The organism is Loigolactobacillus binensis (assembly GCF_005405165.1).
GTDB lineage: Bacteria > Bacillota > Bacilli > Lactobacillales > Lactobacillaceae > Loigolactobacillus > Loigolactobacillus binensis.
In genome coordinates this window covers 37,958-60,893 of sequence record NZ_BJDN01000004.1, presented here as the reverse complement: position 1 = coordinate 60,893, position 22,936 = coordinate 37,958, and the positions used below count along the sequence as shown (strand labels likewise).

Below are 22,936 nucleotides of genomic sequence, written 5' to 3'. Positions count from 1 at the left end.
TAACTATTCAGCAACGCTATATGGTGTATCCGCTAAAGTAGCGTTTAACTGGTCGATACTAGCTTCACCATCGAAGGTTGCGGTTTTCTTATCTAAGTCAACGGTGACATTATTAACAACGCTACTTAATTTTTCAGTAACTGTATCGGCGCAACCTTGGCACATCATGCCTTTTACTGCAATTTTTTTCATTATGATAACTTCCCTTCTGGTTGTTTGAAACTTTTAACTTTGAAACGATTCAATCGTAGTGCATTTAGCACAACGGTAACCGAACTGAAGCCCATGGCGCCAGCTGCGATCATCGGGTTGAGCAACGGCCCACCAAATAAGTATAACAGACCTAAAGCTACTGGAATACCTAACACATTGTAGAAGAATGCCCAGAACAAGTTTTCTTTGATATTAGTCATGGTTTTATGACTTAATTCTCGCGCAGTGACCAATGAACTTAAATCTGAATTCATTAAGATCACTTCTGCAGAATCAACCGCGACATCCGTCCCATTACCGATGGCCACACCAATTTCAGCTTGAACCAACGCTGGCGCATCGTTGATCCCATCACCAACCATAGCAACTTTATGCCCCTGCTCTTGTAACGTTTTGATTGCCGCTGCCTTACCTTCTGGCAACACATCGCTGATCACTTGCTTAATACCCGCTTGCTGGGCAATGGCTTCTGCAGTTGGCCGATTATCGCCAGTCAGCATGACAACCGTAACGCCTAGGGCTTGCAGCCGTCGAATTGCCGCCGGACTATCTGCTTTAATTGGGTCAGTGACCCCGATCACACCGATCACCTGATCAGCTTTAGCTACATAAATCAATGTTTTACCGGCAGTACTCAATGTAGCAGCCTGTGTGAACAGCTCACTGGTAGCCGTTTCTTGCTGTTGCATTAATTTTTGATTACCTAAAGCGATCGTTTGCCCAGCGATCACACCACTAACGCCTAAACCAGGTAAGGTGGCAAAATCAGTGACGCTTTGTCGTTGTGTGTCTGCAGCGTCGATCACCGCACTGGCCAAAGGATGATCAGAATAATATTCCAAACTTGCGGCTAATTGTAGCACTTCAGCCCGATCACTGGTTGCCGCCGTCAATACATCAGTCACTTGTGGCTGGCCTTGTGTGATCGTTCCCGTTTTATCTAAAACAACGGTATCTAATTGCGCTAATTGCTCCAGAGCCGCACCATTTTTAAACAACACGCCGTGTTTAGCACCTAGACCAGTGCCTACCATGATCGCTGTTGGTGTTGCTAATCCTAAAGCGCATGGACAAGCGATCACCAAGACGGAAACAAAGATCGTCAATGAAAACGCTAGCGTTTGCCCACTGATCAGCCATGCCAAACCGCCAACCACCGCAATTCCCATAATTACCGGTACGAAAACGCCAGAAATTTTATCAGCTAGCCGAGCGATCGGTGCCTTTGAACCTTGGGCATCAGAAACTAATTTGACAATATGTGCCAATGCAGTATCACTACCAACGTGGGTCGCTTGGTAAGTAATTTGGCCATTTTTGTTCGTGCTACCGCCGATCACACGGTCACCACTTAATTTGGTAATCGGTAGACTTTCGCCAGTTAACATTGATTCATCCACTGTCGTTTGACCAGTTAACACTTTACCATCAACTGGAATGGTCTGGCCAGATTTAACTAGGATCGTGTCACCAACTGCCAGCCGTTTGACTGGTACTGACTGCACGCTACCATCAGAATTAACACGGTCGGCCATTTTAGGCACCAAAGTCAATAATGCAGTCATCGAAGTTGTAGTTTTCTGTTTAGATAAGGCTTCAAAATACTTGCCTAACATGATCAAAGCTAAGATCGTCCCGCTAGCTTCAAAGTACAAGGGTTGCCGAACTTGAGTCACGATCATGATCACTGTATTGACTAAGCTATAGAGAAAAGCGGTGCCCGTCCCAACGAAAACGAGTGAATCCATATTGGGATGCCCTTTAAACAAGGTCTTCGCACCTTTGAGTAAATAATCGCGGCCTAACCATAAAACCGGCAACGCCAAGATCATTTCCGCAATGGCCGCCGTTACCGGCGCCATCATCGGATTGATGACGTGGAAAGTCGGTAAATTAAAATCCCCTGCCATAGCAACATACATTAAAACTGCGGCACCGATCAATGCACCAATCATCGCATTCCGCTGATGTGTCAACTTATCGACCTTTTCATCCCGCTCGGCCTCAACGTTTTCTTGCGTCAATTCTTTAGCCAGCTCGGCACCATAGCCTGCATTGACCACCGCCTGAATAATTTCCGTTGGTGCTAGCGCCTGACCAGCAAACTTCACTTGCATCCGCTCAGCGGCCAAATTAACGTTGGCTTCAGCAACACCAGGCAATTTGCTGACAGCATGTTCAATCGTTTGCGCACAACTAGCGCAAACCATGCCCTCAATTTTGAACTGTTCAGCTGCCATAAATCTCACCTCCTTTCATTACTTTTAACCGTTGCTGCATTAATTTATTCATCATCACTCCTCCATTTCGTTAGCGTTACCATTACTCAGCCTAATCGCCTTTTAATAAATAGCAAAAATAGTTTTTATCATGTTTACATTTGTAATCGTTAAACCAATTTTAGCACTCCGATTACATTTGTCAACGGTTATTTTACTAAATTTAACCGCATCAAAAAAGTGTCGATGAGAGCACCATCAACACTAAGTATTATTTTACATTATTCTTATTGAGTTGCGCCTTCATCCAACGTTGCGAATACCCATAGCGTTGCGAAAGTTCACGCAAATTACTACCATCATATTCTTTGCAGATCAACTTGCTGACTGCTTCCCGGTCATAGAGCCGCATTGGATATTGAAATTGAGTACCCCGATACTCGTTGTAGACCTTTAACATTGCATCGACCCCAATTATCTCGCTTAGTCGTTTATACGATTGATGAAGTGCTGTCACTTTAATCTTATCTGCCAAAGTTCCACCTCCTATGAAAAATATTATCAAATTATGCTTGTTTTTAAAACTGTGCCGTACGTGCAAAAAAGAATGTTTTAAAGCATGCTATTATGCATTCATAACTTAACGTTAGTATACACGATGTGTTTTAAAAAAACTGCTAGTTAGCTTGACTTATCCAGTTTAAATTGCCCTAGCAAACCAATCAAGCATGAATAATATTACGGATCGCAGTGCGCTATGTCTTTTCATATACGGGTGCCGGCAAAGATGCTATGCTAATTAAAAAGTTACTCTATTTGACCACAACACTTACCCCAACAGCAAAGGATAATTGTGATGCAAATTAATAAAATTAGCACCATTAAACGTGATCTTCGACCTGATATCAGTGCCATTTTTGTTGAAGGCTTTTATGAATGGCTAAAATTTTTTTCAAAAGACAAAACTAAACTGACGCGGACATTCACCCATATTTTTAATCCTAAAACCTTCTATGCGGCGACCGAAGATAACGTTGTTTTAGGTTTTGCGGCTTGTACCGACGGAAGCGTACCTTCGATTAAATTACAATCACATGAATTTCGCCGCCATTTAGGCTTACTTCGAGGAACAGTTGCCTACCAAATTTTAAAACGTGAATTTGAAGATAAACCATACCCATTCACAATTACGCCAGGAATGGGCACAATCGAATTTGTGGCCACCGCTGGCCGCTCTCGTGGACGCGGTGTGGCCACAAAAATTATTCAGTATATTCATGCCAATACCGACTATACGACTTACGTATTGGAGGTCGCTGATTCAAATCTTAAAGCATTACGCCTTTATGAAAAATTAGGCTACCAAGTATTTAAAAAAATCCCTGAACCGCACGCGAAACGTAGTGGTTTTAATTTTTATCTTTATATGCAGTATACTAAGCGTTAATAATGTTGCCACAAAAATTAAATTATTTCAGTCAAAAAAGATTGCATTCCCAGCGAAAATAGCATATCATTATGCCACTAACTTACTAAAAGTAAGTAATCGAATGGAGGCAAATCTTATGGTCAACGTGGCAAAATTAGAATTTGGAATTGAAACTTTCGGAGATATTGTGGCAAATGAAGATGGCAGTCTAAAATCAGCGGCAGAATCGATCCGCCAAATTATCTACGAAGGTAAAATTGCTGATCAGTACGGAATCAATGTGATCGGTGTCGGTGAACATCATCGACCGGACTACAGTGTTTCTAGCCCAGAAACTGTATTAGCCGCAATCGCTGCAGTAACTAAACAAATCAAATTAGCAACTGCAGTGACCGTTTTAAGTTCTGATGATCCTGTGCGCGTCTATGAACGGTTTGCAACACTTGATGGTTTATCTAACGGGCGCGCGCAAGTGATGCTTGGTCGCGGTTCCTTTACTGAATCTTTCCCCTTATTCGGTTACGACCTAACCGACTATGACGATCTTTTCAACGAAAAATTAGAACTATACGGCCAATTACGCCAAGAAAAACCGGTAACATGGTCGGGCAAATTCCGCGCCGCATTAAAGAATCAAGAAGTATACCCTAAAACAGAACATGGCGAATTAGAAACTTATATCGGTATTGGTGGCTCACCGGAATCAATTATTCGCGCTGCCCGCTCTGGCTATAAAGTGATCCTAGCGATCATTGGTGGCCAAGCTGATCGTTTCAAACCATACCTTGATCTTTACCACGAGGCCGCTAAACAGTTAAACATGCCGGTCTATCCCGTCGCTGTTCATTCACACGGTTTTATTGCGGATAATGGGGCTGAGGCCGTTGAAGTTGCCTTTAAAAATATCAAGGCCAATTTTGATCGGATCGGCCTTACCCGCGGTTGGGCACCAATGAGCCGTGAGCAATTCGACAACGAAACTAAAGTTGGCTCTTTTTACGTTGGCAATCCTGAAACTGTGGCGCAACGTATTGCACGAACCATTGACTTGTTAGACCTTGGCCGTTTTGATTTAGTTTATGGTGCTGGTAATCAAACGGCAGCACAGCGAGAAAGAATGATCGAGCTTTACGCCACAAAAGTCATTCCCCGCGTCAAAGAAATTTTACAGGCGAAGGCGGTGGCTAAATAATGACGATCAAACGTGTCGGTATTTTAGGCGCCGGTAAAGTTGGTATCACGCTTGCCGGTCTAGCATTAAACGCCGGTTATGAAGTACGGATCTCCGGCTCCGGAACAGTTGATAAAATTGCGCTAACGATCAAAATGCTAGTGCCCGGTGTTATTGCCGCTGAAAATGACGAAGTAGTGGCCAACAGTGATATTGTTATTTTGGCGCTGCCTTTAAGTCGTTATAAGAATATCGCGGCCACGTTACTCACGGATAAGCTTGTTATCGACGCCATGAACTACTGGTGGGAAACCGATGGCATTCGCGAGGAGGTTCTGGCGCCTGATTCAACTTCCAGTGAACAAGTCCAGGCTTACTTTAAGGACAGTACGATCGTTAAAACATTCAACCACATGGGCTACCATAACTTGCAAGAAGACGCCCGACCCCAGGGTGATCCCCGCCGCAAAGCTTTGTTTGTCACTGGTAATGACCATACTGCCGTTGATGACGTCGCACATTTTGTTGATACGCTAGGTTTTGATCAAGTGATTCACTATAACATTGCCGCTGGGATCATGACTGAACCCGGTAGTCCTTTGTTTGGTGCTAGTCTCGACTACCAAACGCTAAAACATACCATCGATCATTTTGACCAAACTGAATTCGGCAAAAAAATTACTGCCGCAAAGTAACATTAAAACCAATTAAAAACCGTTATGAATTAAGCGTTAGGTAACAACCAATTAATTCGTAGCGGTTTTTTAGCTTATTTTAAAGTTGTCGTTTATATTCCCGATCAAAGAATAAGTTAGTTTATCTTCGGTTCCCGTCGATGCCGCACTAAATAGACGATGGCAGCCAATAGCAAAACGGCCGCCCCAACGAGTACCGATATTCGCGTATCCGGATTGATGAACATAAATACCACGATCACCAACAACATGACTAATGCAAAATAATTAGTCATTGGATAAAGTGGTAGTTTAAAAGGATGCGTCACCATCATTTTAGCATTGCCCCGTCGAAAACGCAGTTCGGCCAACAAAATGACAAACCACGGCACCATTCCCGGCAAAACTGAAGAACTGAAAACAACGACAAACAGGTTGGCGGTGGACTTGCTATAAATCGAAGCAACGGTATCGACGATAAAGCCTAACAGTATGCCACCGGAAATACCTAAAATGGCCGCATCCGGTACAATTCGTTTAGACAAACGTCCTAGCAACTTAGGAGCATCCCCTTCATGTGCCAGCTTAAACAGCATACGACTGGAAGAATAGATCCCAGAATTAGCACCAGAAAGTGCGGCGGTCAAAACGACAAAATTGATCACTGAAGCGGCGGCAGTAATCCCAACCTTTGCAAAGGTAGAAACAAATGGTGAACCAATGCTACTTAACTGATTCCAGGGATAAATTGTCACGATCACAAAAATAGCCCCAACATAAAAAATCAAGATTCGAAAAAGAACCGATTTAACTGATTTAACAATGGCTTTTTGCGGATTCGCTACTTCTCCGGCCGAAATTCCTAGCAATTCAATGCCTTGATAAGAACCAACAATAATTGACATTGAAAAGAAAAAGCCTTGAACGCCACCCGTAAAGAAACCACCATGCCGCCAAAGATTGCTCAAACCAACGGGCTGGCCGCCATTGCCCCAACCTAGAAAAATAATGGCCAAGCCTAAAACAATCATCATAATGATCGTCACAACTTTGATCATCGCAAACCAAAATTCCAATGACCCATAGGCCTTGGCGCTGGCCAAATTAGCCACAACTAAAAATAAAATGATAATGATACCAGCAATAAAAGCGTTGGTATGCGGCCACCAATACTTCAAATATTCGGTTGCAGCCACCACTTCGGACATCCCCACAACGATGTATTCAAAAACATTCGCCCACTTAGCCAGATAGCCAGCTAACGGGTGCACATATTCGGTCGCATAATCAGCAAACGACCCGGTACCTGGATTAATATAAATCATTTCGCCTAGCGCACGCATAACAATATAAAGGATCAACCCCACAAACATATACGCCAAAATCACTGACGGCCCAGTCCACTTGATCGTTGAAGTCGCGCCCATAAAAAGACCGACGCCGATCGCACCGCCTAAGGAGATCATTTCCATTTGATTAGCTGTCATTGAACGGCGTAATCCCGGCGTCTGTTCTATTTTTTGTTTCATTTTTGCCTCCAGATAAGTTCCGAATTTAGTAAAGCCTTAGCTAAACTTATTAACAGTCTAGTCAAATAACTTATACAGTGCTGATTTTAAATAGTTGAACTAACAAAAAAGTGCAGAATGATTGCACTCATTGATACCCATGATCAACATTTGTTGCTTGGTGGTCACGCTAAACTAGCCAGTAAGTTTATGATAAATAAATTGCGCCAGCAAAACTAGTCGCCAACAACACCTTAAATTTAAATCTATTATGTATATTATGCCGTTAAAGCATAATAATTATCTAAGTCACCGCTCATAACGGCCACAAATGCACATGTTAAATCTATGATAATTCATTCACACTGACTTGCCCAGTGCGACTTGTTTTACTGCTCCCAGCTGGACGACCATCTTCTGGAGCGTTTACTTGATCTTACTGGTAACAAACGCTTCGACAACGCCCATAATACCATAAGCAATAAACGAAAGCGTTGTGGCGTCCTGATTTAACTAGCAATGATCAATTAGACCCTTGACTAAATTTTTGGTTCATATAGATTCGGCCACGGGGTTTACAACCGTGCCGGTTCTACGGCAAAGGAACTGACTGTGCTGAAAAGTATTTCACATTATGACCTGTACAACCAGCCAAAAGCAGTTGCGCCGACAATGAAAAAATTGACTGCCTTTTTCAACCAATATCTGTAACGCCTAGCCGGAGTTATACTATTTTATAAGAATTTTCTGAAAATTAGTTACTATATAAAATAGGCATCTCCCTTTAAAGAGCATGCCTGTTTTTATAAAAACACTAGCTTAATGCATCCATCATATTCCTAGCAAAAAGTATAATAGCCCTAGACCACAGCAACTGATCATTGCTGCATGTAGATGTAAAAATTGCTGACGTTGCTCGGGCGAGCGTAGCTTTACATGATACGCCTCCCGCTGTTCTGCTGTGGCCTGTTGCCACAACTCCTCAATAATATTTGCTCGCCGCATAATCGCCACAAAGAACATAATCGCCAATATAAACAGCAACAACGTGAAAATAGGTCCTGCCACACTATCCGTCAAATAAGCATTGAACAACAAAGCTATATCGATAACTAGCAACAAAAAGCATACCGTAAATACGCGAGTCAATTGATAATAGCGTGCTGACTTATCAGCTAAATAAGCTTGTTTGTGTGACTGATTAACGAACCGTTGGCGCCCAGTCAAGCCTGCTGTTTTAAACATTCGATTAGTTTTAGCATTACGGACTAAGTTGATCACAATATAGATAAAATCAATAAAATATAGAACAAAAACGAGCGTACGCAACATAGACAAAGCCTGCTTTCTCTTTATTAATTGTCACCAAGAAAATTGGTAAGCAAAGACCAGAACAAAATAACGACGTCCAAACTAACCAAAAAGATGACTTGCTGGGGTAAACACTAATTAAGTCATTGTAACATGACATTACATAAAATATTTCACTAATATAGTTAATACTTTATTGGAGAAAACGATAAAGATGACAGATTAAAATAGAACCTATTGCACATAAAAAATTCAACCACGGCAATTCCCCCAGCAAATCGCAGAAAGTTTAATATGCAGTGCTCAAATAACGTTCGTTTGACTAAAGCCACAAAAATAGGCATTCTCCCATAAAAGGAGAATGCCTATTTCATAGCAATTACTAGTTTAATTTCTTCTTGCTAACCACGTTTAACTTAGCGTCCAAGTCGTAAACAACTGGTTCGCCAGTTGCCATTTCAACGTCCATGATGTCAGCATCAGAGATGTTTTCAATGTACTTCGTCAAAGCGCGTAGTGAGTTACCATGAGCGGCGATGATGACGTTTTTGCCGTCTAATAATTTAGGCGCAATTTCGTCTTCCCAGAATGGGATAACCCGTTCCAAAGTAACTTTTAAGTTTTCGCCGCCTGGAATAGCACGTGGGTCTAAGTCAGCATAACGACGATCTTGTGCTGCTGAACCGGCATCACTTGCATCCAACAATGGTGGCAAAGTATCGTACGAACGACGCCAGATATGAACTTGATCGTCACCGTATTTTTCAGCGGTTTCTTTCTTGTTCAAGCCTTGTAATGCGCCGTAATGACGTTCGTTTAAACGCCATGTCTTCATTTCTGGGATCCATAATTGGCCAGCACCTTCCAATGCGTAATGCAAAGTCTTGATGGCACGTGTCAATACTGAAGTGTAAGCTTGATCAAACTCGATGCCTTCTTTTTTCAATAAAGCACCAGCGTTTTGGGCTTGGCGTACGCCTTCTTCGCTTAAATCAACGTCGACCCAACCAGTAAATTGGTTGGACAGGTTCCATTCACTTTGACCGTGACGGATAAAAACTAATTTAGCCATGTGGTGACTACCTCACTTTTAAGTTTATTTCTTATTCATTGTACACTGCTTAGATCAAAAAATCTAATTTGGTAGCGCTTTTTCAATGACCTTTTTCAAAAATAACTTTAATTCGCCCTTAACTTCCCGTAGACTGAAAGTAAAATCAGCTTTTAAGGAGATCGATCTTTTGCGAAAAGTTAGTTATCTTATTTGGACGCTTAGCTTGCTTTACTTCATCATTTACGCCACTAGTGCATCATTACGCGCGGCCATTAACCAAAACGCCAGCCTCTCCATTTTACATGGCGGGCTGGGCGTTATTTTTCTTGGTGGTATTTTTGGTTTTATTCTGTTGCGCTTATGGCGCGTGTTTCATTAATTTTAGTCAAACTGGTAATAATGTTGGCAACAGCGGCGTGGACAAATTTAGGGTCGGTGGCCAGATTCAAACGCACGAAACCAGCATCATTTTTACTGAACCATTGGCCAAAATCAACGGCTAAGTGGCAGTCATCTTGAATAAATTCTTTCGTTAGATCAATGGGAACCACTGCGCGGAGATCCAACCAAGCAAGGTAAGTCCCTTCGAGATCGGCCACTTTGATCGCTGGCACTTTAGCGGCTAATTCATCACGTAAATACTTGTAATTACTTCGAACTACCTCCAGAACCTGATCCAGCCAGTCCCCACCATCACGGTAGGCCGCTTCCGCTGCTACTTGACCTAAGGCACTGACCTCAGTTTGATTGATCTGTTGATGGATCTTATCGTAGCGTTCACGCAATTCTTCACTGGGAATGATCACGTGAGAATTAAGCATTGCGGCCAAATTAAATGATTTTGAAGGTGCCGTCACTACAATCAGGCCGTTGCGGTAACGTCCGTGCGCCACTGTTAATGCGGAAACAAATGGCTGCTGACCGATAATAATATCCTGATGAATTTCATCGGAAACCACCAAAACATGATGGCGATGACAAATTTCCAATAATTGTTTTAACTCGGCTTCGGTCCATACTCGGCCCACAGGATTGTGCGGTGAACATTGAATCAATAATTTGACCTTGTTCGCCACGATCTTCGCTTCAACATCAGCAAAATCAATTTCGTAATGACCAGCCTTATTGATCAGTTCTGAAGTGATCAACTGACGATGATTATCTAAGACAGCATTATGGAATGGGTAATAAACTGGCGTCAAGATCATAACTGCATCTTGCGGTTTAGTGAACGTATTGACTAAACCATAAATAGAGTTGACCACGCCGTTATCGAAACGGAGCCAGTCTTTTTCCAACTTAATGTTGTGTCGTTGTTTCATCCAATTAAAGTACGCTTCATAGTAGGAATCTGGGGTATAGGAGTAACCATATACACCATGATTAACGCGCTCCGTTAAGGCCGTTGTCACCGCTTCAGGGACCTGAAATTCCATATCAGCGACCCACATTGCAATTAAATCCGGATCACCATAACGTTGATCCAACGCATCCCACTTCAATGAGTTGGTACCTGTCCGTTTAACTGCATATTTTTCAATAAATTCCGCTGTTGTTAATTTCATTTTAACGACCATCCTTTCAAAGGCGTGTTTATCAAACCACTCGTGTTTTAGGCATTAGCTACATTTACCGGTAAGAAATCCTGGCAAATGTGACTAAACGGAAAAACAAGCTTTCTTGATAAACACGTTTACGTTTAATCCCATACGAGACAAATAGCGTAATAAAAAAACTCCCGCCTGTACAATTTTGTACTAGGACGAGAGTTTTGCTTTCGTGTTACCACCTAAATTTGCTGTTACTTCGCAATAACAGCCTTTGCCACATCATTAATGTGCTGCAACTTAACGTTTGCAAATCCGGATGTGTAGCCCACTTGGACCCACACCAGCTCAGAGTTCATCTTCATCTAACTTAATTTTACCTGTTTCCACTTGACCAGGCTCGCTGAAAAATCAGTTAAACTACTCTTCTCGTCAACGCTTTTTTATTGATTAGTCATTATCATAGGTCAAATCTCAGCAGAAGTCAATTCTTAGCGCTTTTTAATTTTTTAGCGGAAATTGACTTAACGCCAAGAATGTCCAAGAAGAAAGTGAAAATCGGAATTCCCACGATCAGGCCCCAAGTTCCGAAAAGTCGTTCACCAATCAAAAGGACGACAAACGTATAGAAAATTGGCAATTTAGTTCGGCTTGCCATGAATTGCGGGTTTAAGACGTAGGTTTCTAAAGTGTGGATCAGTAAGATCAACACTAAAATGTAAGCCACGTACTGAATTCCACCAACCGAATAACCGATCAACGCCAACGGAATACACGAAATAATCACACCGGCAACGGGGATCATGCTCAATAAGAAGACCATGATCGCCAAGCTTGGTAACTGTGGCATCCTCATGAAGCCTAGAAAAATTGTCGTCAAAATCGTGTTAGTCAACGCTATAAAAACTTGAGCCTCGATCACCACACCAAAAGTATTAACAAACTTCTGGGCAAAATAATAAATGTCTTGGAAGAACCAGGCGTAGCGGCTAGTGAGAAATAGTCGCGAAAACTTGAACATTCGCTGACTTTCCACGGTAAAAAAGAAGCTGAGAATCAGGGATAAGAAGAAAGTGATGCCCATGGTCCCAATACTAGTCAAATAATTAAGGGCAACCGTAATCCCACCTTTAAATTGATGCATCAAATCAGACGTTTTAATGTAACTGTTAAGCCATTTAAAGACTTGATTAGTATTGTAATCAGGCTTCTGATAGAATTTATACACTGAATCAACCATTTTAACCGTTTGGGCCGCGATGACTGGCAAATATTTAGTAATCGCCGAATACAGTAGAAAGATCGTCAATGCGTAAACGACGACCACGATCAGTGCTGCCGGAATCTTGATCCACCGTTGCACAAATTTCACCAACTGCAACACCAAAAAAGTAAAAATAAACGTTAATAAAATAATGCTCATTATGCTTCGTGCTAAAAAGAGTACCGTTATGATCAGTAATAATACAACAATCCGCCGCAACTCCACGTTTGCCAAAAATTTTTTCCAAAGTGACACCTAACATCACATCCTTACTGGCAATTGTACAAGAAACCGGGCCGGGATGCGAACAGAAATGTTCGTACCTGCATACTTGTATACCGTCATTATTTTACTGGAGCTCATTAATATCAAGTCCGTATCACTTTGATAGCGCAATTAGTAACCCTTTAAAAGTCGTAAAAAAACTAATTATCTAATTGGCATAGATTAAAATGATGGTCGCTAAATATAATAATTGTTCAAATTAACATTCGGCGCTACTTAGTCAAGTACAATGCCAACATAGTTTCAACCAGTGGACGTTCACTTTTAATTACGTCACTCATCCAACTCTGTAGGATCGTTGGTTGGGCCTAGAATAAAAAGTGTACAAGTTAAATAGAGACTCTGATTTAGTATAATTAAGGAAGTAAATTGGAGGATCAAATAATGACGAAGCACAGTTATGACAAGGAATTTAAGGAACAGGCCGTTCAGTATTACTTAGATAACAAGGATCACATGACCATGAATGAAATAAGTAAGAATCTAGGTATTGGGGCTAGTACATTACATAAATGGATTAAGCTGTTTACTGAGACTGGGGAGTTTGGCCGTGGCTCTGGTAATTTTGCCAGCGATAAGGACAAGGAGATTGCACGACTAAAGCGTCAACTTCGTGACGCTGAAGGAGCGATCGAAGTGTTAAAAAAATCAATCGGGATTCTGAGCAAGTAACTACCGAAAAGGTATACCAAGAAATGGACGTTCAGCACGCTTTGGAATCCCACCCTTCCATCAATGGTATGTGTGATTATGTTGGAATCTCAAGAAGTGGTTACTATCAACGAGAAAAGCGTCATAATCACCAATCACCGCGAAAGCTTCGGAAGAAGTTTATTCAAGGTGAAATTAAAGCAATTTGGCTCAAAAGCCTTTGTATTTACGGTGCCGGCAAAATCACCCAAGAACTTCGCTCAAAAGGATATAAGATCGCTGAACGAACTGTTGGTAAGTATATGCGTGAACTTGGCATTCACGCCGTTTACCTAACCCCTTGGACGACTACCACTCGCAATTCTAAGTTTGATAAACAGCTAATAAATATTTTAGACGAGCAGTTCAATCCATTGCGACCAAACGCCGTTTGGTGCATTGACACCACTTATATTCCAGTTCATGACGGATTCGTTTATTTAACCAGTATTATGGACTTGTACTCCCGACGGATCATTGGTTGGGACTTATCTGAAACCTTGGAGGTATCGAATGTCATCCCACTTATTGAAAAGACTAAGCACAGTCGCCATATTAGCAAGCCATTAATCATGCACAGTGATCGTGGTAGTCAGTTTACGTCTGAAGCTTACAATCAAGTTACAGCTAACATGACATTAAGCTATTCAAAGAAAGCTTATCCTTGGGATAATGCCTGCATTGAGTCGTTTCATGCCTTGATTAAGCGTGAATGGATAAATCGGTTTAAAATCCATTCATACTCCGAAGCTAAACGACTAGTTTTTCAGTACATTGAAACGTTTTACAACACAGTTAGAATTCACAGTCACTGTGGATTCAAATCACCAAAGCAACTTGAAGATGAGTATCAAACTCAAATTCAAAATTTAGTCGTGGCATAGGACAAAAAAGTCTCTATTTAAATTGTCTATTTTATTGACAGGGGACCAGGTAGTAGTTGTTGACTCATCGGAACTAGAACTGGGCTGCGAATCTTCAACAAGGCTTGCATCATCATGACTAGTTTGCTGTTCTACTGCCGGTGTAATTTGCCTATGACCAAATAGCTGACTGGGCAAAAACATAATGGTCAAAAAGGCCAGCTCGATCAGCCAACTGAATAAACCATTATGAAATATACTAACCACTATAAGCTTAGCAATATACCACCAAAACGAAAGACCAATATCACGTAATCGCCGGATAGTCAGCGCCAGCTGAGGTAGAAAACAACCAATTCCCCAAATAGCCAGCAGAACAACTGCTATAAAGAAGATTGTTGGGGCCGCCGAATTATTTAAAAATATTGCCACAAAGGAAGCATAAACTAAAGCTCCTAAAATAATGCTGATCAAAAAGTTAATCAACCACGTAATCGTATACACACGTCTACCTGTTATCCCTTTAAATTTAACATAACTGCGCCAAAAGATAGCATATGTCGTTTTGATTTCTTTTAAGGTTAATTTTTGCTTTGTTGACTTCATCACTTACACTTCTTTTCTACTGTATTTAGCCCGGGCAAGCCAAGCACTTTAACTTATCAACTTTAAATATGCTGGTGTTTTTGCCGGAAGAATACACGTGCTAACCAGCTCATACTATTCTTATTCCTAGTGCCAGCAATAGAAAAATTATGCAATAAATGATAGCGCCGGCGTCCCTTTTGAAAATAGAAAACTACACCATCTATTTTTGACTGAACGGGCCAATAAAATGGTTTTGAAAATTGCTGTAGTAGTACTTCAACAAAAACAAAATCAACAGGAAAATTAATCTGAATAAACTTCGCCATTGCCACCGCATCATATCCAGTTGCTTTGCGATCACCCCAGCTACCTTTAGTAGGTTGTTGCGTCAGCTGCTGCCATTGTTGTTGCTGTTTTTTGGACAAGCGGTTTAATGCTTGAGTAAAAGAGGCGCTAAAATCATTTTGGCGAATAATAACGGCCTCTTCAGCATTAATTGGGTAAGCAACTCCGACTTGCAATGTGGCCGGTTTGCGTTGAAACTCAATCAATAAATGCCGCGCAAGAAACGCCCGCCGCCAATCAAAGCCCAATTTAATCAGTAACGCCGCCACCCACAACAGCGAAACTGGCTTGCTGATCAACGCACCTGCTAGCAGGTAAAGCGCACCTAAGTAGCCGCCGATACTAGTTTCGTTCACTCCAGAAAGCCAAAAAATAAAAAGCCTTGAAACAGTATGATAACAGCTATAACTAAAATACCTAACCAGACGATTATCGTTATTAGATCAGCGATAATTGATTCCATATCCAATGCGTGTTTTAACACGTGTGGCTTAGGTAAAACTTGTTCAAGTTGCTTCCGTAAAGTTGGCAGATCAGTTGAAAACTTATTCACTGACATTATTTTTACCCCGTTCCTTTATTTTTCTTAAATATCTGATTAATGAATGATTATCTCTGGAAACGAACCTCTAAAGAATAATAAGCTTCGCTGAGCACAATCGCGTTTACCAATCATATAATCTACGACTAATTTAATCGTTTGCTACCAAATAATTGGTCTAAAAGACCATAACCCCGAGCAAGTACCAAATTCATTATCTAGCTACCTTATCGTTGCTCAGTTAAAACGGTAATGGGCCAGCCAGATAATCTTCCTCTTCTTACATAAAGCGTTAATAATTTTTATATTATAATACCGCAAAACACTTTCACTTACACTAGCAAATAATTCATTTTTCTGTTCATTAATTCAAAAAATTAGCTATTTTATTTCCGCTTAAGTCCAAATAATTGGAAAAATAAGGTTATTCTTTCTAAATTTTTGCCGTGTTTACCAAAGTTAATATCAGTTATAACTGTCACCAACAAACTGAAGCGGTGATCACCGCTAAATCAGTCTCATTTAAGTGCTAATTGCCTAAGTATTTTTTTACAATCGCCATTTAATTTGGTAATATTTCATTAATAGAAAACTAATATTTAAAAATCAGTAACAAAATATTGGCCGAGGAGCATTTAAATGAATACGCGTTTATCCTATCAACCAGACAGTTACAAAGCTTATATAACTCGCTGGAACTTGCTTTGTCTATTGGGTATGTTGTTTGGCAGTTGGATCATTGACCTTAGCCTGCTACATGCTTATAATCTCCTACAATTATTACTGGCGATTCTTTTTTTCTGGACTCTGCTGGGCATTGTTTTAATTCGCATTTTTTGGGTGCATCATAGTTTAGCACAAGCTAATTATCAAATTGCTGCAATCAACCAACAACAAACTGGGGTCTGGCTACACCTAAATACCCAGGAAATTTATGTTGCCCTAACTTGGCTTACTATTAGTGAGGCCCCTAAGGTTGTGACCCTTCGCTTTAAACACGCCTTGCGCTTTGATCATCACGGTCAACCACATCCGCTGCCCGACGGAAAACTGGTTTTAGCCCGACGCTTATTTGCGGATACTGATTTAGAATCTTTTATTGCCGCACTATACACGATCAAGCGGGGAAAAACAGTTGCCATCAATAAGAAATACTCGCCGCAGCCAGCCCGGCCAATTATTCACCTACCAAAACGCACCTGGTTTGGCTTAGGTGGTACTATCTTACTCAGCCTGCTACTAATTACGTTACAAGCCAATCACGTCAGTCAAAAAAGGCAGGCTCGTGAAAATGCCCGCTATATTCAAGTAAATTATCAGCCCGGAAAAAGAATTCATGCTCATAATATGAATGTCACCATCAACAATGCCTATCGGGCCACCAGTGAGAACAATCATGCTGTTGTTATTTTAAATTGTCGCGTTGCCGCTACCAATGATCAAGATTATTCATTGATAGGTAGCGACGATTTTGAGCTTTATAAAAAATGGTCTTTACGTGCTAAAAACAATGAAGATAGTTACGATAGCGGTGTCGGTCATAGTTATGCTGCAATCTTAATTGACCATAAACCAAAGCAAGTTATCAATACCCTGGATGCCGGCTTTGATTTAACGGAAATGCCATCTGAGTCGCTGACCTTCAACATTGTGTTGAAGTTACCACAAACAAACAAATTCGACTTCTTTTTCAATGACGCTGACTTAGTGGTCCACATGAAAAAATCAGACTTGGCGGTGATCAAATGAAACGCGCACTTATTTATTTTCTGAGTGGATGCCTGCTTTTATTATTACTTGTTCGTCCAGCACATGCAGCACGAACACAAACTTTTAACGGCAATCCCATCGAGATCAAAGCTAATGGTACTCACTACCGTGTATTAGGCTATGATATTGCGTCAACACCATTACCAAAATTTGCTTATGACGATCATGAAGAAGTTGAACGCTACTTAATTGTTCACATGCAGGCCATTCGTGGCGACCAACAAGAATATACTGATACCATTCGCGCCTATAATTTTGAAATTTGGAATGGACCTAATCACGTTTATCCCAGCGATGCCAAATTAAGCACCAAAAAATATCCCCAACTTACTAAACAATTATTAACCGAAGCAACCGAAGCAAAATTTAAAATCAAACCTGGGCAAACCCGTAACTTCGATACTATCTTTGTTATCAATCCTGTAAATTCAATTAAATTATCATTTGATGATGACGAACACAGTCAATACGTCTGGCTGCATCACGTGACATCAAAAAACAATGTTACTGCGGATTAGTACCACTACATTAAAGAAAGAGGGCCACATTACAGATGCCGAATCCCGTTCAGGCGCCACGTCGTCTCAGTCTTTGGTTTTTGACGATTGGTACCGCCATTTTAACCATCGTGGCAACTTTAAGCCCAGCATATAGTTTGCAGTTTTATTTTTTGACCATCTTGATACTACAGTTATTTTTTAACGGTCGCAGAGCCTGGCTGCTGTACGCGCCATTGCTGACCCTAGTCGCTATTCCATTAAATATTCTTGCTAGTGGCACAGCGGACGCGCGGATTTATAGCGAGCTTAATATTCTCAGCATGCTTGGTCTATTACTACTCGGCGGGCTTAGCGAAGTGATCATCAAACTAGTTCAGCAACGGCAAGTCAAAACATATGCCCCGCAAATTAACCAAGCCAGCGATGAGGGGCAATTATTTTTTAGTGATGCCGCCTTACATGCTGCTGGTTTAAGTGACCCAGAAAGTAACTTCTTTAAAAAACAAGTTCGTAAGCACTATCAACAGGTACAGCTGCTAGCTGATTTGCAACCACAGGCTCAAGTACTAATTCCTAACTTTAATGCCGATTTAGCACTCATACAGCAACTTTTTCGCGAATTAGTCAACGCACCACAACAAATGCTAAAAATTGATGACTTTTTATACCAGCATTTACCTGACTACGTCAATCTAGTGGACGGATTACTCAACATGGCAAATAATTCTGTCCAAACCGCGGCCGACAAAGCAATGTTGGCCGCCACAAAAGAAAAATTGGCCACCTTCCACGAGTTATTTGCTGCTGATTATCTTTTAGTCACGGAAACTGAGCGACAGCATTTACAACAAGACTTAACGACATCAACCAGCAAGAGATCTTAATTTTGGTACGATCAATATTGAAGGCCAACATTTTACTTGTTGATTACGAAAGGAATCGATTAACATGTTAGAACCTAAAGAAAATAGTTCGCTGCTTACACCCGATTACGCTACCACGATCAAGGCCAAGCTATCACCACAAGAATTACAACAGGCCGCTACTTATGCAGCTAGCTTACAAGTTGAACGGCAAAATACAGTTCTGACCTATGGCAAAACGGCACAGCAAGAATTATCTAACCTTAATAATAACGTTTTAGCACAAGTTAAAAGTAAAGATCTTGGTGAAATTGGCACCAGTCTGCACAACCTAGTTAACAGCTTAAATGAAGCCGATCCCGACAAATTAACCGCACCCCGCCTATTACGTTTTTTTACTAAATTACGTACCTCAATTTTTGAAATGACAGCAAAATACCAAGAAGTGAGCAGTCAAATTGAGCGCGCAGCAAGCCAATTAGAAACCCAAGAACAAACGCTACTTGATGATAACGATCTACTTGATCAAATGTACGCCGCCAACATGGATTTCTACCAAAAACTAAATGTTTTGATCGTCGGGGCACAATTAAAAAGTGCTGAACTGGCAACAGAATTAACCAAACTGCAAAAAAATAGCGCCGCTACTGACCAAATGACGGCACAACATATTCAAGACATAATTGCACTCCAAGATAGATTGAGCAAACGTAGCGCAGATCTTTTTTTAACTCGGGAGATTACGATCCAGCAGGCACCACAAATTCGCCTCATCCAAAATACGAATGCAATTTTGGCAGAAAAGATCCAGTCTTCACTGACCACTGCCATCCCATTATGGAAAAATCAAGTCATGATCACGTTAACTTTGTTAAATCAAAAAAATGCGGTTACCGCGCAAAATGCGGTTGCCGATGCTACCAACGACTTATTAAAGAAAAATAGTACACTATTAAAGCAGTCAACCTTAGATGTCGCACAAGCCAGTCAACGCGGCGTAGTCGATATTGCGACATTACGTGAGACCCAAGCCAACTTATTGCAAACTATTGAAGAGGCACTAAAAATTCAGCAAGATGGGCATAATAAGCGCCAAGCGTTAGAACAAGATCTACAAACAATGGAACAAGAGTTACAGACGAAATTAAGTGCCACACCAGATAATAAACGGTAAGTCTATGTAAAAACAATTATTTTACTTACCAGTTACAGCCGAATTAGACAAAACAGAACGGCTTTTTTTAAGCCTGACGTCAATACTAGCAACCATTTCAAGAACTAACATTAACGCATATTCAAATTGAACCACTAATTCCCAGCAATACTGCTGACTTAAGATTAATTACACGTCTACCCGGTGAGCTGACTATTACTTTTCCCAATAAAAGCTTCAATTAGATAATTTTCTTGATTATCACTTACCTGACTGTTTTGGTCTGGTGCAAGGATTAGATTAGTGATAACCCGGCTAAACCACTTTTGATCACAGCACAATAAGAATGGGTTAACTTATCTAAAGCACTTTCGAAGGACTAGCCACTGATCACGGAAAATAAGCGGCAACACCTATAGTAGTATTTAACAACGACTGAACACAACTGATCCTAAAAGCTATCAGCTTATAGCATAATTGACCATAGACTGCCAAATAAACTTATTTTGATTAAATAATTAAGCTGCAGCTTTCACACTGCGCTTTTTATTTACAAAATTTGCTATAAAAATAAATTCAAGCCAGAAACAGCATAAATTAAACCTGACTGATCCGATCCAATAGCTGGAACAAAACGCGCTGATTTTCTGCAGGAACCGGAAAATCAAGTATGGCCTGTGGTGTTTGGTTAAGCGCGGACCCAACGGTATATTGGCCATCGTTGACCACGATCTCACGCACATTTTCGGCTAAAGTTTCCAAATGAAATTGCAGGCCTACCACGTTTTGTTGATAAATAAAGCCTTGATTGGCGAACAGCCGGCTGGCAAACAAGCGCTGGGCGTTTTGTGGCAACGTAAATGTTTCTTGGTGCCAATGCAACACCGTCAATTTTGCCGGTAATGACAACATTGTAGCTTGTAAATAAATTGGTGCCCAGCCGACTTCTTTCGTAGCCGCTGACTTAATTTCACCACCTAAGGCCTTACTAATTTGTTGGGCCCCAAAACAAACACCAAAAATCGGAACCTGACGGGCCAATAATTGTTGAAGCAACCGCCGTTCCGCAGCGATCCATGGTAAATTGTCGTTCACACTTTGCGGTCCGCCTAGTAGAACTAACATGTCAGTTGTCGCCGCTGACGGTAAAATACCAAATTGATCCGGATGATAAATATATAATTGATGCTGCCGCCGGTGCGCCCAAATTCTTATCGCACCAGGGCCTTCATTAGATGTATGTTGTAAAACATTGATTCGCATCGCTTCATCCCCTAACTTAAGTTTCAGCTTACGCCAAAGTTGCCACGCTGACAATTGATTTTCAGCACGGCAAAGGAAAAATAATTATCTTCAGGTAGGGCTTGATTCTAACGAAAATAATAATCAGGAAACAAACAAACTAGATCAACTTTTATCCGCCAAAAATACGGATACCGCTCGCGAAAACGAAAATAAAAAATGTTGCTGATTTTTATTCAGCAACATTTTTTACATTAAACCCATCAAGTGGAACCATGCAGTCATCACTAAAGCCACAATAAACATGACACCAGTCAGTGGAATACCTAAACGCATGACCTCTTTTTGCGTATAGCCGCCGGTATCCGGCTCGTTCCCAACTAAAATAGCCAAATTATGGAATGGCAAAATATAGTGTAGATTAACCACAGAAAAAACGAGCAGCGAAACGGCTAAGGGACTAACGCCTAGATGAACCGTTGCCGCAACCAAGGCTGGAATCGTTACCCCCATAACCGCGATCACTGAACCCATAAACATGTGAATGAAAATAGCAAACACAGTGATGATCAAAGCCAATAAGAAAATATTATGTGGTAATGAAGACGGTAAAATAACTTTGGCGATCCAGTGGTTCATACCTGACTGACTGCCAACATCACCAATTGCAATCGCTGAAGTTAGGAAAACAAGAACATTCACGGGGACGCCACTCCAGGATTCAGCAGTCAAAACTTCGCCGATCACCGGCATACTCATCAATAACGCCACTAATAATGTGATCCAACCAACATCAATACCGGTAACCCCACTGGTCAGCCAAAGAACAATGGCAATGGCTAACCAAATGATCGTCCGCACTTCTTTTTCAGTTAATTTACCTAATGCCTTTTGTTTAGCCCGTAAAACGGTAAAATCGATGTTAACCGGCTGCGAAGGCTTAAACAATAACATAAACAACAACATCGTAATGATCGCCGCAATGATCATCGGTACTCCCATATATAAGAAGTACTGGACAAACGTTGTTTTAACGCCAGAATCAGCCACTGCCAATGGATTTAACGTTGAATCACCAGTTAGAAAAACGCCGGATAACGGACAAGCTGCTGCGAAAACCGCCAAACCAATTTTAGCACGATCTTCTTTTGGCATATGGGCACTTTCAGCAACGACACCCATTACTGACATGATCAGAAAAGCGCGTGGCCATGGATGCGGGATCAATAAAGCTAGAATCAAGGTCAAGACAAAAATTGAAATGATGATGCCGTTCCATGAACGCACAAATTTGATAATAAACGAATAAGCAATTCGCTCACCAAACCCGGAATCACGCACCGCACCAGCGATCAAGTATGCGCCAATGACAAGCCACATAATTGAGCCCGTCCATGACGACGAAAATACTTGTACAGGTGTCGCTACATTTAAAATAATCAGTAGCATCAGGTAGACACCACCAACATAGGCAGGTTGAGCAATTTGCAGCGCCCACCAAACAACAGTCATCAGTGTTAAGGCTAAATCTAATTGGCCATTATGTGATAGTCCTTGCAACGGTAAAAAATAAATCAGCACAAAAACAACGATACCGCTAATAAAGCCGATCATTCGTTTCTTCACAACAAAATTCCTCCGATATTCTGCCAAAATTTGGCAATATAAAACCGCAAGCCGCAGCGCAATGTTCACTACGAACTTCC

General features: G+C 41.2%; 22 protein-coding genes. 9 read left to right on the top strand and 13 right to left on the bottom strand.

All coding sequences use genetic code 11. From position 1 onward, the window contains the following. Positions 1 to 3: 3 nt before the first annotated feature. The 3 genes from FFM78_RS02895 to FFM78_RS02885 all read right to left on the bottom strand — a co-directional run bounded on the left by FFM78_RS02895 (position 4) and on the right by FFM78_RS02885 (position 2,967). A complete protein-coding gene (locus FFM78_RS02895; RefSeq protein WP_137636933.1) occupies positions 4 to 192 on the bottom strand; it encodes a heavy-metal-associated domain-containing protein in 189 nt (62 codons plus the stop codon). Continuing rightward, on the bottom strand, positions 192 to 2,453 hold the full coding sequence (locus tag FFM78_RS02890; protein WP_137636932.1) for a heavy metal translocating P-type ATPase: 2,262 nt from the start codon (positions 2,451 to 2,453) through the stop codon (positions 192 to 194). Before FFM78_RS02890 ends, FFM78_RS02895 begins: the two co-directional genes overlap by 1 nt. A 250-nt stretch (positions 2,454 to 2,703) precedes the next feature. Then, positions 2,704 to 2,967: a Mor transcription activator family protein gene (locus tag FFM78_RS02885; RefSeq protein WP_171001822.1), complete on the bottom strand. Its 264-nt coding sequence runs from the start codon at positions 2,965 to 2,967 to the stop codon at positions 2,704 to 2,706. 321 nt (positions 2,968 to 3,288) lie between these two features. Between FFM78_RS02885 and FFM78_RS02880 the strand changes: the two genes are divergently transcribed. From FFM78_RS02880 to FFM78_RS02870, 3 genes are all read left to right on the top strand, one after another. Further along, positions 3,289 to 3,879 carry a GNAT family N-acetyltransferase gene (locus tag FFM78_RS02880; protein WP_137636930.1) on the top strand — a complete coding sequence of 197 codons (591 nt, stop codon included), beginning with the start codon at positions 3,289 to 3,291 and terminating at the stop codon, positions 3,877 to 3,879. Between the two features lie 118 nt (positions 3,880 to 3,997). Then, on the top strand, positions 3,998 to 5,053 hold the full coding sequence (locus tag FFM78_RS02875; protein WP_137636929.1) for an LLM class flavin-dependent oxidoreductase: 1,056 nt from the start codon (positions 3,998 to 4,000) through the stop codon (positions 5,051 to 5,053). After that, positions 5,050 to 5,727, top strand: coding sequence for an NADPH-dependent F420 reductase (locus FFM78_RS02870; protein WP_137636928.1), 678 nt, complete (start codon positions 5,050 to 5,052; stop codon positions 5,725 to 5,727). The genes FFM78_RS02875 and FFM78_RS02870 overlap by 4 nt, the downstream gene beginning before the upstream one ends. A 116-nt stretch (positions 5,728 to 5,843) precedes the next feature. Here the strand turns inward: FFM78_RS02870 and FFM78_RS02865 are convergent, their stop codons facing one another. The 5 genes from FFM78_RS02865 to FFM78_RS02835 form a co-directional block, all read right to left on the bottom strand. Further along, positions 5,844 to 7,235 (bottom strand): amino acid permease, encoded by a 1,392-nt coding sequence (locus tag FFM78_RS02865; RefSeq protein WP_137636927.1) that lies wholly within the window; start codon positions 7,233 to 7,235, stop codon positions 5,844 to 5,846. A gap of 810 nt (positions 7,236 to 8,045) precedes the next feature. Beyond that, positions 8,046 to 8,546 (bottom strand): hypothetical protein, encoded by a 501-nt coding sequence (locus FFM78_RS02855; protein ID WP_137636926.1) that lies wholly within the window; start codon positions 8,544 to 8,546, stop codon positions 8,046 to 8,048. 361 nt (positions 8,547 to 8,907) lie between these two features. Continuing rightward, complete coding sequence (locus FFM78_RS02850) at positions 8,908 to 9,597, bottom strand: 2,3-diphosphoglycerate-dependent phosphoglycerate mutase (protein ID WP_137636925.1); 690 nt, start codon at positions 9,595 to 9,597, stop codon at positions 8,908 to 8,910. A 326-nt stretch (positions 9,598 to 9,923) separates the two neighbouring features. Beyond that, positions 9,924 to 11,144 (bottom strand): MalY/PatB family protein, encoded by a 1,221-nt coding sequence (locus tag FFM78_RS02840; protein WP_137636923.1) that lies wholly within the window; start codon positions 11,142 to 11,144, stop codon positions 9,924 to 9,926. Positions 11,145 to 11,610: 466 nt separating this feature from the next. Then, positions 11,611 to 12,645 carry an AI-2E family transporter gene (locus FFM78_RS02835; protein ID WP_137636922.1) on the bottom strand — a complete coding sequence of 345 codons (1,035 nt, stop codon included), beginning with the start codon at positions 12,643 to 12,645 and terminating at the stop codon, positions 11,611 to 11,613. Between the two features lie 414 nt (positions 12,646 to 13,059). Here FFM78_RS02835 and FFM78_RS02830 point away from each other — a divergent pair, with 414 nt between their 5' ends. Further along, positions 13,060 to 13,347: a transposase gene (locus FFM78_RS02830; protein WP_003688751.1), complete on the top strand. Its 288-nt coding sequence runs from the start codon at positions 13,060 to 13,062 to the stop codon at positions 13,345 to 13,347. 23 nt (positions 13,348 to 13,370) lie between these two features. Beyond that, positions 13,371 to 14,249: an IS3 family transposase gene (locus FFM78_RS02825; protein WP_010011610.1), complete on the top strand. Its 879-nt coding sequence runs from the start codon at positions 13,371 to 13,373 to the stop codon at positions 14,247 to 14,249. Here the strand turns inward: FFM78_RS02825 and FFM78_RS02820 are convergent. The 3 genes from FFM78_RS02820 to FFM78_RS02810 all read right to left on the bottom strand — a co-directional run bounded on the left by FFM78_RS02820 (position 14,235) and on the right by FFM78_RS02810 (position 15,720). After that, complete coding sequence (locus FFM78_RS02820) at positions 14,235 to 14,834, bottom strand: DUF805 domain-containing protein (protein WP_137636921.1); 600 nt, start codon at positions 14,832 to 14,834, stop codon at positions 14,235 to 14,237. The two genes, FFM78_RS02825 and FFM78_RS02820, sit on opposite strands and share 15 nt — an antisense overlap. A gap of 62 nt (positions 14,835 to 14,896) precedes the next feature. Further along, on the bottom strand, positions 14,897 to 15,517 hold the full coding sequence (locus tag FFM78_RS02815) for a hypothetical protein (RefSeq protein ID WP_137636920.1): 621 nt from the start codon (positions 15,515 to 15,517) through the stop codon (positions 14,897 to 14,899). Further along, a complete protein-coding gene (locus FFM78_RS02810; protein WP_137636919.1) occupies positions 15,514 to 15,720 on the bottom strand; it encodes a hypothetical protein in 207 nt (68 codons plus the stop codon). Before FFM78_RS02810 ends, FFM78_RS02815 begins: the two co-directional genes overlap by 4 nt. Before the next feature lie 621 nt (positions 15,721 to 16,341). Here FFM78_RS02810 and FFM78_RS02805 point away from each other — a divergent pair. From FFM78_RS02805 to FFM78_RS02790, 4 genes are all read left to right on the top strand, one after another. Then, positions 16,342 to 17,451 carry a hypothetical protein gene (locus FFM78_RS02805; protein WP_137636918.1) on the top strand — a complete coding sequence of 370 codons (1,110 nt, stop codon included), beginning with the start codon at positions 16,342 to 16,344 and terminating at the stop codon, positions 17,449 to 17,451. Further along, positions 17,448 to 17,990, top strand: coding sequence for a hypothetical protein (locus FFM78_RS02800; RefSeq protein WP_137636917.1), 543 nt, complete (start codon positions 17,448 to 17,450; stop codon positions 17,988 to 17,990). Before FFM78_RS02805 ends, FFM78_RS02800 begins: the two co-directional genes overlap by 4 nt. A gap of 35 nt (positions 17,991 to 18,025) precedes the next feature. Beyond that, positions 18,026 to 18,856 carry a 5-bromo-4-chloroindolyl phosphate hydrolysis family protein gene (locus FFM78_RS02795; RefSeq protein ID WP_137636916.1) on the top strand — a complete coding sequence of 277 codons (831 nt, stop codon included), beginning with the start codon at positions 18,026 to 18,028 and terminating at the stop codon, positions 18,854 to 18,856. 64 nt (positions 18,857 to 18,920) lie between these two features. Then, complete coding sequence (locus FFM78_RS02790; protein ID WP_137636915.1) at positions 18,921 to 20,009, top strand: toxic anion resistance protein; 1,089 nt, start codon at positions 18,921 to 18,923, stop codon at positions 20,007 to 20,009. Between the two features lie 576 nt (positions 20,010 to 20,585). Here FFM78_RS02790 and FFM78_RS02785 read toward each other — a convergent pair. Next, on the bottom strand, positions 20,586 to 21,251 hold the full coding sequence (locus FFM78_RS02785; protein WP_137636914.1) for a type 1 glutamine amidotransferase: 666 nt from the start codon (positions 21,249 to 21,251) through the stop codon (positions 20,586 to 20,588). Positions 21,252 to 21,479: 228 nt separating this feature from the next. Further along, entirely contained in the window at positions 21,480 to 22,856 is a 1,377-nt protein-coding gene (locus FFM78_RS02780) for an SLC13 family permease (protein WP_137636913.1), read from the bottom strand. Between the last annotated feature and the right edge of the window lie 80 nt (positions 22,857 to 22,936).

Bases quoted from the DNA above. Each gene is read 5' to 3' on its own strand.
- FFM78_RS02895 (WP_137636933.1), bottom strand. From the start codon at position 192: ATGAAAAAAATTGCAGTAAAAGGCATGATGTGCCAAGGTTGCGCCGAT.
- FFM78_RS02890 (WP_137636932.1), bottom strand. From the start codon at position 2,453: ATGGCAGCTGAACAGTTCAAAATTGAGGGCATGGTTTGCGCTAGTTGT.
- FFM78_RS02880 (WP_137636930.1), top strand. From the start codon at position 3,289: ATGCAAATTAATAAAATTAGCACCATTAAACGTGATCTTCGACCTGAT.
- FFM78_RS02875 (WP_137636929.1), top strand. From the start codon at position 3,998: ATGGTCAACGTGGCAAAATTAGAATTTGGAATTGAAACTTTCGGAGAT.
- FFM78_RS02865 (WP_137636927.1), bottom strand. From the start codon at position 7,235: ATGAAACAAAAAATAGAACAGACGCCGGGATTACGCCGTTCAATGACA.
- FFM78_RS02855 (WP_137636926.1), bottom strand. From the start codon at position 8,546: ATGTTGCGTACGCTCGTTTTTGTTCTATATTTTATTGATTTTATCTAT.
- FFM78_RS02850 (WP_137636925.1), bottom strand. From the start codon at position 9,597: ATGGCTAAATTAGTTTTTATCCGTCACGGTCAAAGTGAATGGAACCTG.
- FFM78_RS02840 (WP_137636923.1), bottom strand. From the start codon at position 11,144: ATGAAATTAACAACAGCGGAATTTATTGAAAAATATGCAGTTAAACGG.
- FFM78_RS02830 (WP_003688751.1), top strand. From the start codon at position 13,060: ATGACGAAGCACAGTTATGACAAGGAATTTAAGGAACAGGCCGTTCAG.
- FFM78_RS02825 (WP_010011610.1), top strand. From the start codon at position 13,371: ATGGACGTTCAGCACGCTTTGGAATCCCACCCTTCCATCAATGGTATG.
- FFM78_RS02820 (WP_137636921.1), bottom strand. From the start codon at position 14,834: ATGAAGTCAACAAAGCAAAAATTAACCTTAAAAGAAATCAAAACGACA.
- FFM78_RS02810 (WP_137636919.1), bottom strand. From the start codon at position 15,720: ATGTCAGTGAATAAGTTTTCAACTGATCTGCCAACTTTACGGAAGCAA.
- FFM78_RS02805 (WP_137636918.1), top strand. From the start codon at position 16,342: ATGAATACGCGTTTATCCTATCAACCAGACAGTTACAAAGCTTATATA.
- FFM78_RS02800 (WP_137636917.1), top strand. From the start codon at position 17,448: ATGAAACGCGCACTTATTTATTTTCTGAGTGGATGCCTGCTTTTATTA.
- FFM78_RS02795 (WP_137636916.1), top strand. From the start codon at position 18,026: ATGCCGAATCCCGTTCAGGCGCCACGTCGTCTCAGTCTTTGGTTTTTG.
- FFM78_RS02790 (WP_137636915.1), top strand. From the start codon at position 18,921: ATGTTAGAACCTAAAGAAAATAGTTCGCTGCTTACACCCGATTACGCT.
- FFM78_RS02785 (WP_137636914.1), bottom strand. From the start codon at position 21,251: ATGCGAATCAATGTTTTACAACATACATCTAATGAAGGCCCTGGTGCG.